The organism is Deltaproteobacteria bacterium RIFCSPHIGHO2_02_FULL_44_16 (assembly GCA_001798185.1).
Lineage (GTDB): Bacteria > UBA10199 > UBA10199 > 2-02-FULL-44-16 > 2-02-FULL-44-16 > 2-02-FULL-44-16.
In genome coordinates this window covers 82,277-94,425 of sequence record MGRM01000027.1, presented here as the reverse complement: position 1 = coordinate 94,425, position 12,149 = coordinate 82,277, and the positions used below count along the sequence as shown (strand labels likewise).

Here is a 12,149-nt window from a genome sequence, read left to right as displayed (position 1 = left end):
AACAAAAACCGCTTTTGTGAAACACATCCACCACAAAACTTTCGCCTATCATATCTGACATCTTGTTTTGCGCGGGCTATACATGTTTTGAAATGAACAAGGAGTATTTATGAAATCAGCAGGCGAACAAAGAGTATATCTTCCAGTTAATCAAGTCTGGTCCAATCTAAAAACCCGCACTGATCTCACCATTACAAAAGAAGAGAGATCGTGGGGAAAACCACCTAAAACAATTTTTCAATTCACTGTTGGACCGGATGGTCTTCCTGGCAACGATTCATTTCGGCTCCAACGAGTCGAATATGAATCAGCTATCTATGAAGCTCCTAGCATCCGTGATGCACATGCTGAACGAATATCTTACTTCTTCACCGTAACAAAAGCGGGACAAACATCATCCTGTACTCTTCGGATGTTAAGATCAGATCTGCATTCGGGAGGTAAACGTGACTGGTATTTCGATGATACCTTCTTGATCGGAGACAATGAATTAGATTGTGGAGATGCAAGTTTTGAGATTTCTGGAAATGAAGTCATGGAGCAAATTCAAAAAACTCTTCTTCCAGAATCAGCATGGATTCGTGTAAACACTACAACGCCAGCCTGGAAAGAGACATGGGCACATAAAACCCAATACTGGGGAAGAGCGGATTAAAATATTTGTTTTTCAAGAAGTATAGATCCAATCTTAGTCCAGAAGCTTAAAAAATAAACAAACACCAGTTTGAATCAACGTATCTCCAACTTTTTTGGATACTTTCCAATCACGTCGCAGCCGGTTTTCGTCACATAGACAAGATCTTCGATGCGCACAGCGCCGATGTCGGGATAATAGAGACCTGGCTCGACACTCAGCACATTCCCCTCTTCTAATGTATAGTCGCGACGATTGATGCGCGCTGGTTCTTCGTGCGGCTCGATTCCGAGACTGTGACCAGTCCCGTGAAAGAAACCTTGCATGCGACCTTTTTTCTCTTCTGTTTTGTAGCCTTTGGATTCAAAAAATTTCTGATTCGCTTCGTGAATGGTGCGGCCATTCACTCCTGCTTTTATTTTTTTTAAACATGCAAGCTGCGCGTCGAGGACTGTTGCATATAATTTTTTGAGGGCATCAGAAGCTTTTCCCTTACAAAACGTGCGACACGTGTCGCCGTAATAACCAGTCTTGATCGAACTCGGATAGATATCGACAATGATCGATTGATTGGCTTTGAGTGGCCCGGTTCCACGTTCGTGCGGATCACATCCTTGTACTCCGCCGGCGATGATCGGATCATTCGCAAGACAACCGCGACTGAGAAGATAGATTCCAATCTCAGCACGGAGTACTTCTGACGTCAGTGTTTTGTTGCGATAGATCAAACGCCCATTTCGAACCCGACTTTTTCGTAAAATATTTTCAACCAGATCCATCGCGCCATAAGCAGCTTTCTGCGACGTCTCGATATGTTTCTTTTCTTCTTTAGTTTTTCGCTGACGTTCCGGAAAAAAAGGGTCTTCGACCCCTTCTATGGTGTAACCTTTTTTACGGAGCTCATCGACAAGTAACAAAGAACTCATTTCAGGAACTTGAAATGTTTTGATTCCAAACTCCTTCAGCACTTCGTCGATGACATCGATATCATAATCACTTTTAGGAATGGATTTTCCTGTTCGTTGCCAAAAGGGTTCCAGGCGAATGATCTCATCGACTTTTGCAAGGCGCTTTGCTTTGTCATATTCAAGTTGTTTCATGATCATGTACTTGCGACCATTATGAAGTAAAAAGAGATAGGCATCTGGCGCATGATATTGCGTCGCATAGAAAAGATTCGCGTTGTAATGGCTGATACCGTAAATGAGCTTGGTTGTGGACATAAGTTCCTCGGTTAAGTCGTGTTTATGACGATGCACTATTTTTTTGTCAATCGTTGTAACACTAAAAAAACTGACGGATTCCCGGAATGATTTTTGTGCAAACCAAAAGGTGCCTGACATCTTTCTGGCATGATTTTGATGCAAGAAAGTGTCTGGCACTTCTTTTGGTTTGCGTTTCTTATGGCCAAAAGAAGTGTCAGGCAGTTTCTGACATTAACACCATGCCAGAAATCTGCCAGACACCTTTTGGCCTTTTGAAATAATTTTTCGACAATTATCAATGGCCAAAATTGACTTTGCAATTTAACTCAACTATTGGAATCAGAATGGAAATGGCGACAGAACAGAGAAAAATAATGACCAATGAACATCGCTTACGCGATTTTCTGCAATCCTCTCTTTTCATTTTTGCAAAACGCTTTGTTGCGGGACAAACACTCAAAGAAGCACTTGAGGTGGTAAAAAATCTCAATGCAAAAGGTTTTTTTACCACTCTCGATTTTTTAGGTGAAAGCGTTGCAAGCGTTGAAGAGGCAACGATTGCAACTGAGCAGAACATTCTTTTACTACGAGCCCTGAGAGAGCGACAGCTCGATTTGAATATCTCCGTCAAACCGACTCAACTCGGTCTTCTGATCGATAGAAAACTTTTTGAACATAATTTAAAGAAAATCGCTCAAACTGCGAAAGACCTTGGCGCTTTTGTTCGTGTTGATATTGAAGGATCTTCGACAACAGATGCGACATTTGAAATCATTCTTCAGCTAAAAAGCGAAGGATTTCCTGTTGGCGCTGCTGTGCAAGCCATGCTCAAACGAAGTCCTCATGATGTGGTGAGATTTATTGAAGATGGCATTCGTCTTCGCCTCTGCAAAGGAGCATACAAAGAACCTCCGGTTCTGGCACTTCGAAAGAAAAACGACATTCGACGCCAATACCTTGCACTTGCAAAGAGGCTCCTGACAAGTCGTCTCTATCACGGTTTTGCAACCCATGATGAAGCACTGATCGAGGCAATCAAAGCCTTTGTCGTCAATAATGATATTTCGCGCAATGCGTTCGAGTTTCAAATGCTTTACGGCATGCGATCTGATCTGCAAGAAAAATTAAAGCGCGAAGGATGGCGCGTACGCATCTACGTCCCCTTTGGATATGCCTGGCTCCCCTACTTTTATCGACGTCTGCGCGAACGCAAAGAGAATGTCTGGTTTGTGCTGAAGAATCTTTTTCGTTCTTAATTTTTCTTCAACATCCGTTCGTAAACAATCCCGCCCAGGATTCCACCAATCATAGGGCCAATCCAGTAAACCGCGTGATTGGTAAATATCCCTGACATAATGGCTGGACCAAACGCACGAGCTGGGTTCATGGCTGCTCCTGTGATCGGACCGCCAACAAAAATATCGGCCGTAATCGCAAGGCCAATCACGAGGCTTGAGATTGATTTCGGACCACGCGCATCAACAGCGCTTCCAAAAATAGAAAGCACGAGAATGAACGTGAGAACAGCTTCGAGAAAAATTCCTTGCTGAAAGGAAACCCCATCAGCAAGCATGGGAGTTCCATAAAAAGCAGCTTTCGCAGCTGTCAGCGGCATCGCATAGTTTAAAAGAGAGGCGCCAAAAAGGGCGCCAAGCAATTGACTTGCGATATATGCCAGTCCTAATCCAAAACCGATACGTCGTGTTGCAAGCATTGCTGCCGTAACCGCTGGATTAATATGTGCGCCTGAAATATGTCCGGTAATCGCGCAACCCAAAAAAATAGCGAGGCCGTGGGCAAGTGCAATTCCTATAAGTCCGATACTTCCATTAGTTGACGTGTTCATAATAATGGAACCGACACCGACAAAGACGAGTAAAAACGTGGCAAAAAATTCGGCAAAACAGGCTTTGAGATTGTCACTCATGATTCCCCCTTTGAAAGTTGACATACTTTAATGTTCTCTTTGATGATGGTCAAGCATGTAAGCGCCTGCTTCGGGTAAATGAGTGAACCCTCGCGCGGCGCTATATCTTGGCTAACTCTTTGACAATATGGAGGCCTTTCTCTAGATAGTCCTCCATGCCTGCCCTTCCGAAAACGTATGATCCAAAATTAGTCGAAAAAAAATGGTATACATTTTGGGAAAAAAATCGTCTCTTTCACGCACCTGATACCACCAAAAAGAAGCCGTATTGTATCGTCATTCCCCCACCCAATATCACAGGCGTGCTTCACATGGGACATGCGCTCAACAATACACTTCAAGATATTCTCATTCGCTGGAAACGGATGTCAGGTTTTGAAGCGCTCTGGCAACCAGGAACTGATCACGCCGGCATTGCGACGCAAAATGTGGTCGAGCGAGAAATTTTGGACAAAGAAAAAAAGCGGCGTCATGAATTGGGGCGAGAAGAACTCGTGCAAAGGATTTGGAAATGGCGCGATCAATATGGCGACCAAATTTTACATCAGCTGAAAGCGCTTGGCGCATCATGCGATTGGGAGCGAACGCGTTTCACTTTTGACGAAGGCCTTTCAGAAGCTGTGCGCGAATGTTTTGTGCAGCTCTATGAAGATGGTCTCATTTATAAAGGAAAATATATTGTCAACTGGTGCCCGCGCTGTCGCACTGCTTTAGCCGATGATGAAGTGGAGCATGAAGAGAAACAAGGAAACCTGTGGCATTTTCGCTATCCTCTTGTTGATGGATCTGGTTTTATTGTGGTTGCAACGACACGACCTGAAACCATTCTTGGCGATACTGCGGTCGCGGTGAATCCGAAGGACCCTCGTTACAAACATTTCATCGGAAAAGAAGTGCAGCTTCCGGAAACAGATCGAAGCATCCCCATCATTGCCGACGATCACGTTGACGCTGCATTTGGATCAGGCGCTGTCAAAGTCACTCCTGCTCACGATCCCAACGATTTTCAAATTGGAGCGCGACATCATCTTCTGCGTATCAATGTCATGAATGAAGACGCAACAATGAACGATGCATCTGGGAAAAACTATGTCGGCCTCACGCGTGAGGATTGTCGGAAGAAAATTATCAAAGCATTGGAAGCAGCGCAGCTGTTAGAAAAAATTGAGGGACACACTCATTCGGTGGGCCACTGTTATCGTTGTAACACCATCATTGAACCATGGCTTTCAGATCAATGGTTCGTGAAAATGAAGCCGCTAGCGCAGCTCGCCATGGAAGCATCCCGGAAGAAACGAGTCACGTTTCATCCAGAACGATGGGAAGATTTTTATTTGCAATGGCTCGAAAATGTTCGTGACTGGTGTATCTCTCGCCAAATCTGGTGGGGGCATAGAATTCCAGTGTGGTATTGTCGAGGACGCGACAAGGGTGAATGTCAAATTGGTTGCAGAAAGCCAATCGTGTCAAGAACAACACCGACACATTGTCCTTGTTGTGAATCTACAGATCTCGAACAAGATCCTGATGTGCTTGACACCTGGTTTTCTTCAGCGCTCTGGCCATTCTCAACGCTCGGTTGGCCAGAAAAAACAGCGTCGCTAAAAACATACTATCCCACATCGACGCTCGTGACTGACCGAGGGATCATTTTTTTCTGGGTCGCTCGTATGGTAATGATGGGCCTCAAGATGATGGGGAAAGTTCCCTTTCCTGATGTCTATATTCACGGTACCATTCTCGATGAACAAGGCCGCAAGATGAGTAAAAGTCTTGGCAATGGGATTGATCCTTTGGAGATCATCGACAAGTATGGCGCTGATGCCATGCGCTTCTCACTCGTTCTTCTTTCAACCGAAGGACAGGATTTAAAACTCTCGACCTCGAAATTTGAAATGGGCCGAAATTTTTGCAACAAACTTTGGAACGCAGCGCGCTTTGCATTCACACATCTCGAAAATATTAAAAAAGAAAAAAATGAAAAAGCGAAGCTTTCGGCGGCGGATCAGTGGATTCTCCATCGTCTTGCAAAGGTTACAAACGATACTATTGTATCCCTTGAAGCCTTTCATTTTCATGAAGCTGCCCAAGGTCTTTATCAATTTGTCTGGAACGATTTTTGCGATTGGTATTTAGAAGCGATCAAGCCAACACTCTATAGTGATAATGCTGAGCACAAAAATGCAACCCAAGGGGTACTTCATCATGTTCTCACCACAACACTTCGTCTTCTTCATCCCTTCATGCCCTTTATCACGGAAGAAATCTGGAGTTCTCTCGCTGCCACAACACTCATGATCGATAAGTACCCAGAAAAGGAACGCCAGTTCCCCTACGAGAAAGAAGCTACAAATTTTGAACTCGCAAAAGAATTTGTGACCGCCATTCGCACTGTCAGAGCTGAACACAACGTCCCTCCGAAACAAAAAATCACGGCACTCATCACGGGAACCCAAAAGGATGAACTGAAAATTGCGGAGCAATTTGAAAAAATGATTCGAGATCTTGCTGGAGTAGAAAAAATTGAGATCGGCAAAAATCTTAAACGACCGGATCAGGCTTCTACAACTGTAATAAGATCGACCGAAATCATGATTCCTCATGCAGGACTCATTGACACAGAAGCTGAAAGAGCAAGACTTACAAAAGAAACAGAAAAGACCAAAGAAGAAATTTCTGTGTGTGAACAAAAACTTTCAAACAAGAATTTTGTCGAGAATGCTCCAAAACAAATTGTGGACACTCAGCGCGAACGACTTCGATTAGCCCAAGAAAAATATGAAAAATTATCAGATGCACTCAAAAAAATATAACAAGGATCAGACTCTTCTGTCAGCGCTGCCTCCCGCGATGACCCTTTTGCGGACTCGCTTGGCTATGGACCCTCCTCATTCCCCCATAAAAATCATGGGTGCTGAGGTTTTCACAGCCAGCTCACCGCAATGGGTCCCCATCGCTTCCGGCAATGCTGACTTCAGAGTCTGATCTCGTAGCTCTTATGAATTCTCACATCGAAAAATTAATTTCCCTTGCCCTTCAAGAAGACATCTGCATGGGCGATATCACGACAGAAGCTATCATTTCTACTTCAGCCAAAGGTCGTGCGGAAATTCGTGCGAAAGAAGATCTCATCATCTCTGGACTCATTGTCGCACATAAAGTTTTCAAAACCGTTGATCCAAAAATGAAATGGACAACCGTGTGTAAAGAAGGAGATCATCTCAAAGCGAAAGGTGTTATCGCACACATCGAAGGTTCTCTTGCTTCAATCTTAACTGCAGAGCGCACGGCACTTAACTTTCTTCAGCACTTAAGTGGTATTGCAACGTTTACAAAACGTTTTGTCGATCTTGCACAGGGGAACGTGAAAATTCTCGACACACGAAAAACCATTCCTGGACTTCGTGAGCTTCAAAAAGCAGCCGTCAAAGCTGGTGGCGGGACCAATCATCGGATGGGACTGTATGATCTCTATATGATCAAAAATAATCACATCACGGCAGATGGTGGCATCAAAGAGGCGATTGCGAAAATAAAAAAACATGTAGGGGCAAGTGGCCGGTCGCCCCTACGCATTGAAGTTGAAACCAGAACACTTGATGAAGTTCACATTGCAGCTGAAGCACATGTCGACATCATTATGCTTGATAACATGTCGCCTGACATGATCCGCGAAGCAGTAGCAATAACGAAAAAATACTCGCCGCGATCGCTTCTCGAAGCGTCGGGAAACATGACATTAGAGACATTGCCAAACTATCTTAGTACTGGCATTGATTTCATTTCCGTGGGAAGCCTCACCCACTCTGCACCTGCGGTGGATATACACTTAGTAATAAGACCTCTTTCGAAACAGATGAGATACGGGTGACGTCGGAGGTGCTTCCGGAGGGTTCCCGCGATAAACGGGAGACCGGAACACCGCAGACGGCAGGACCCGAGACAAAAAGAAATGTTTCGAAAGAGGTCTTACTGATACGGAGACAATCTATGGAGCTCAAAGGAAAAACAGTACTGGTGTGGGGAGGAGCTGGACTTGTCGGGCTTGCGATCTGTCGTGAACTGATTGGTGAAGGAATAAAAGAACTCATTGTTACTTCTCTTTTTCAAGATGAAGTGGATGCAGCTCTCGCTCAGCTCAAACATGAATATGGAAAGAATGCGCCATCTCTTAAAGGTGTTTCAGGTAATCTTTTTGTGCGTGCCGAACAAAAAGATATCTCTCGCAGAGACCTGCTGCAAGACGCCAAACAGCGAGCAATACTTCTTCAAGATCTTTTTGATCCTCTCAATCGCGATATTTTACAGGCATCGGAAATTTATCTGCAGATCATGAATTACAAACCTGATGTCATTGTCGATTGCGTGAATACGGCAACTGCTATTTCCTATCAGAATCTTTACGGTGCTTCGAAAACAGTTCTCAAAACCATGCGCGAAGAAAAAAGTTCACAGGAGATTCAACAAACAGTCGAGCAACTCTTGTGCATGCAATATCTCCCTCAGCTCATTCGACACATTCAAATTTTGCTGCAATCGATGATCGCAGGAGAAACGAAATGCTATCTTAAAATTGGAACGTGCGGCACAGGAGGCATGGGGCTCAATATTCCGTACACCCACAGTGAAGACAAGCCTTCGCAGATGCTCCTTTCAAAATCAGCTATTGCAGGAGCGCACAGTATGCTTCTTTTCCTCATGGGAAGAACGCCCGATGCACCGGTGATAAAAGAACTGAAGCCAGCAGCAGCCATTGCATGGAAAAAAATTGGATATGGACCGATTACGAAAAAGAAAGAACCGATTTATCTTCAATCGACCGCGCTGAAAGATGCGGTATTACTTGAGGGACAATTCTTTTCGCAGAGCACCACCACTCCTCGATACATCACGGACACACAAGGAAAACCGCGTGTGATGGAGGCACCCTACATTGATTTAGGAGAAAACGGTCTTTTCTCTCTTGGTGAGTTTGAAACGATCACCGATGAAAGCCAAATGGAATTCATCACCCCAGAAGAAATTGCAAAAACCGCAATTTGGGAAATTATGGGACGCAATACTGGCAATGATATTGTGGCAGCTCTTGATACATCGATCATGGGTCCAACCTATCGCGCAGGACATTTACGAAAGTATGCGATTTCTTATCTTCAGCAACTTGTCGAGGAACATGGCGCTGAAAGTATTGCGTTTGAAATATTGGGACCACCGCGACTTTCCAAACTGCTGTACGAAGCTCATCTCTTAAAACGTCTTTACGGCACCCTTCAAAAAGTGCTGACGCACGACGAGAAAAAGATTGCAGCCGCATGCGAAGAACTTCTTTTGAACGATGAAGAGCTGCGCTCTCGTATTATTTCCATTGGTATCCCTCTTCTGCTGGCTGATGGGAAAAAATTACTTCGCGGGAAACATATTGCGATCCCAGCTGAATCCCCTGTTCAAGGATATCGACTCGATCAAGCCCATATCGATACATGGGCCCATGATGGGTGGATCGATCTTCGTGTTGAAAACTTCTCGCTCTGGAAAGAGAGAATTGAAGCCATCATTCGCGAATGGGATACGCGCGATCGACATGATACGAGCTCACATGGCATCAAAAGTTTGCATGAGCCCACAAGCAAAGAACAAGAGTTGCTTATCAGTGAATCAAAACTCGTCAGCTGGATTTTTGCCCACGAAGAAAAAGGCTCACGCATGAAGGCGTAGAATACTTTAAAATTGGAGTTGATAATTCCAAAAATATGTGCAAAATGGAGTTATGTATTCCAGAATTATCAACCGCCCGAAAAAGAAAAGCTTTTTTCTCTTCGGACCACGAGGAACCGGAAAATCAACGTGGATTCGGCAGACATTTTCCGACGCTCTTTATCTTGACCTTCTGGATGATGCACTTTTTACCGACCTTCTTGCGAGACCTCATCGTCTTGAAGAACTCATTCCAAAAAACTTTAAACATCCGATCATCATTGATGAAGTGCAAAAGATTCCAGCTCTCCTTGACGAAGTCCATCGCTTGATTGAATCGAAACGTCATCAATTCGTTCTCACAGGATCGAGCGCTCGAAAGCTCAAGCAAAAAGGAATTAATTTATTAGCGGGAAGAGCGCTTACTCTTTTCCTCTATCCCTTAACAGTTTTCGAATTAGGTCAAGACTTTAACCTTGAGCACTCACTTCGTTATGGGTTCCTTCCAAGTGTCTATATGGAGTCAGATCCAAAACGTTATCTGGAAGCCTATGTCCGAACGTATCTCAAAGAGGAAGTCCAACAAGAAGGTCTCACCCGAAATTTAGGAGCTTTCTCTCGTTTTCTGGAAGCCGCAAGTTTCTCACAAGGTCAGGTTCTGAGCATCAGCGAAGTTGCTCGCGAATGTTCCGTCGAACGAAAAGTTGTCGAAAATTATTTTACAATCCTGGAAGACCTGCTTCTTGGCGTTCGCTTACCGGTCTTTACCAAACGTGCAAAGCGTCGCATGATTTCACATACAAAGTTTTATCTCTTTGATGCTGGCGTTTATCGCACCATTCGACCTTCAGGACCGCTGGATCGACCGGAAGAAATTGAGGGAGCAGCACTCGAAACTCTTTTCTTTCAAGAAGTCCGGGCTCTCAATGAATATCATGATCTTGGGTACACACTTTACTATTGGCACACCGCAAATGACATGGAAGTCGATTTTGTTGTCTATGGAGAGAGAGGAATTTTTGCTTTTGAAATAAAAAGAGCAAAACGATTTTCAAGAAACGATCTAACAGGTCTCAAACTTTTTCTGAAAGATTACCCGGGTGCAAACGCTTATTTTGTCTATGGAGGAGATCGTCGTGAAGAAGTGGATGGGATTACGATTATTCCTTATGAGAAATGTATTCAAAATCTTGCAGCATTGCTCACTTCAACACCATTTTAAGATTTAATGATCCCAAGGGGCTCGAATCGCGCCTGGAAAAAACGGAGATATTTTGGTTCATAGACCATTTTGAGCCCGCGGATCTGATTCCTGTTTTTATATACCGCAGCGATTGCTTCGACGGTGACATCGCAGTGGGCTTGCGTATACACGCGGCGGGGGAAAGTGAGCCGCACAAGTTCAAGTGCTGGATAATTATGTTTCCCCGTTTCTTTATTGCGCCCCGCAGAAACAACGCCACGTTCCATCGTGCGAATTCCAGAATCGAGATACAACTCTGCAGCAAGCGTTTGCGCAGGAAATTCATCTTGCGGAATGTGCGGAAGAAATTTCTTTGCGTCGAGAAAAACAGCATGCCCCCCAATCGGTTTCACCACAGGAATGCCAAGTTCTAAAAGTTTATTTCCCACATATTCCACTTGGCCAATGCGTGCGCGCATGTGCGATTCATCGATCGCCTCTTCAATGCCGATCGCCATGGCTTCCATATCACGACCAGCGAGCCCCCCATAGGTATGAAGTCCTTCATAGACCACAACTAAATTTCTCGCCTCTTCAAAAACTTCCTCGTCATTCAAAGCAAGAAAGCCACCAATATTCACGAGCAGATCTTTCTTTGCACTCATCGTTGCCACATCGGTATAGGAACACATCTCTTTGAGAATCTGCGCCAAAGTTTTATCCCGATATCCCTCTTCACGTTGTTGAATAAAAAAAGCATTCTCCATCGCGCGTGTAGCATCAAAGACAATCTTGATGTTGTGTGGTTTCAGAAGTGCACGCACTTCTCGCATGTTACTCATGGAAATCGGCTGGCCACCCGCCATATTCACGGTTCCAGCAATCGTGATGTAAGGAATTTTTTGAGCGCCAAACTTTTCAATCAAGTTCGTAAGTTTTTTCAGATCAACATTCCCCTTAAAAGGATATGTACTTTCAGGATTGTGCGCTTCGTCGATAATCACATCAACAAACGTTCCACCTGCTAATTCCTGATGAAGCCGCGTGGTCGTGAAATACATATTCCCGGGGATGATATCTCCAGGTTTAATGAGAATTTTTGAAATGAGATGTTCCGCACCTCGTCCCTGATGGGTTGGAATAAAATATTTATAACCATAATATTTCTGAACTTTTTCCTCGAGCCTATAGAAATTTTTACTACCGGCATAGGCTTCGTCTCCAAGCATCATCCCCGCCCACTGGGCGTCGCTCATCGCATTGGTTCCACTATCAGTCAGGAGATCGATATAGACATTCTCTGAGTGAAGAAGAAACGTATTATAGCCCGCTGCAATAAGCGCAGCTTGACGTTCCTCACGCGTTGTCATCTTTAACAGTTCAACGGTTTTAATTTTATAGGGTTCAGCCCAGGATCGTTTTTCCATCAGCCGCCTATGGCATGCAAGCTCGAACTCGTCAAGATTGAGTACGGTGTCATTCCTGCGAAAGCAGGAATCCAGGTAT

At 44.4% G+C, this 12,149-nt stretch carries 10 protein-coding genes; 7 read left to right on the top strand and 3 right to left on the bottom strand.

The genetic code is table 11. From position 1 onward, the window contains the following. Positions 1–109 precede the first annotated feature (109 nt). Positions 110–655: a hypothetical protein gene (locus A3C46_03220; protein OGQ21603.1), complete on the top strand. Its 546-nt coding sequence runs from the start codon at positions 110–112 to the stop codon at positions 653–655. A 74-nt stretch (positions 656–729) separates the two neighbouring features. Here the strand turns inward: A3C46_03220 and A3C46_03215 are convergent, their stop codons facing one another. Next, positions 730–1,857 carry a hypothetical protein gene (locus A3C46_03215; protein ID OGQ21602.1) on the bottom strand — a complete coding sequence of 376 codons (1,128 nt, stop codon included), beginning with the start codon at positions 1,855–1,857 and terminating at the stop codon, positions 730–732. Positions 1,858–2,213: 356 nt separating this feature from the next. Here A3C46_03215 and A3C46_03210 point away from each other — a divergent pair, with 356 nt between their 5' ends. Then, positions 2,214–3,095 (top strand): hypothetical protein, encoded by an 882-nt coding sequence (locus A3C46_03210; GenBank protein ID OGQ21601.1) that lies wholly within the window; start codon positions 2,214–2,216, stop codon positions 3,093–3,095. Here the strand turns inward: A3C46_03210 and A3C46_03205 are convergent. Beyond that, positions 3,092–3,766 carry a hypothetical protein gene (locus A3C46_03205; protein ID OGQ21610.1) on the bottom strand — a complete coding sequence of 225 codons (675 nt, stop codon included), beginning with the start codon at positions 3,764–3,766 and terminating at the stop codon, positions 3,092–3,094. The two genes, A3C46_03210 and A3C46_03205, sit on opposite strands and share 4 nt — an antisense overlap. 155 nt (positions 3,767–3,921) lie before the next feature. Between A3C46_03205 and A3C46_03200 the strand changes: the two genes are divergently transcribed. From A3C46_03200 to A3C46_03180, 5 genes are all read left to right on the top strand, one after another. After that, positions 3,922–6,579, top strand: coding sequence for a valine--tRNA ligase (locus tag A3C46_03200; GenBank protein ID OGQ21600.1), 2,658 nt, complete (start codon positions 3,922–3,924; stop codon positions 6,577–6,579). Beyond that, positions 6,560–6,751 carry a hypothetical protein gene (locus A3C46_03195; GenBank protein ID OGQ21599.1) on the top strand — a complete coding sequence of 64 codons (192 nt, stop codon included), beginning with the start codon at positions 6,560–6,562 and terminating at the stop codon, positions 6,749–6,751. The genes A3C46_03200 and A3C46_03195 overlap by 20 nt, the downstream gene beginning before the upstream one ends. Positions 6,752–6,764: 13 nt before the next feature. Next, positions 6,765–7,637 carry a nicotinate-nucleotide diphosphorylase (carboxylating) gene (locus A3C46_03190; protein OGQ21609.1) on the top strand — a complete coding sequence of 291 codons (873 nt, stop codon included), beginning with the start codon at positions 6,765–6,767 and terminating at the stop codon, positions 7,635–7,637. Positions 7,638–7,756: 119 nt separating this feature from the next. Next, positions 7,757–9,481 carry a hypothetical protein gene (locus A3C46_03185; protein ID OGQ21608.1) on the top strand — a complete coding sequence of 575 codons (1,725 nt, stop codon included), beginning with the start codon at positions 7,757–7,759 and terminating at the stop codon, positions 9,479–9,481. 52 nt (positions 9,482–9,533) lie between these two features. Continuing rightward, positions 9,534–10,682 carry an ATPase gene (locus A3C46_03180; protein ID OGQ21598.1) on the top strand — a complete coding sequence of 383 codons (1,149 nt, stop codon included), beginning with the start codon at positions 9,534–9,536 and terminating at the stop codon, positions 10,680–10,682. On the opposite strand, the gene A3C46_03175 is transcribed toward A3C46_03180, so the two are convergent. Continuing rightward, positions 10,679–12,070, bottom strand: a complete 1,392-nt coding sequence (locus A3C46_03175) for a tyrosine phenol-lyase (protein ID OGQ21597.1) — start codon at positions 12,068–12,070, stop codon at positions 10,679–10,681. The two genes, A3C46_03180 and A3C46_03175, sit on opposite strands and share 4 nt — an antisense overlap. Positions 12,071–12,149 lie beyond the last annotated feature (79 nt).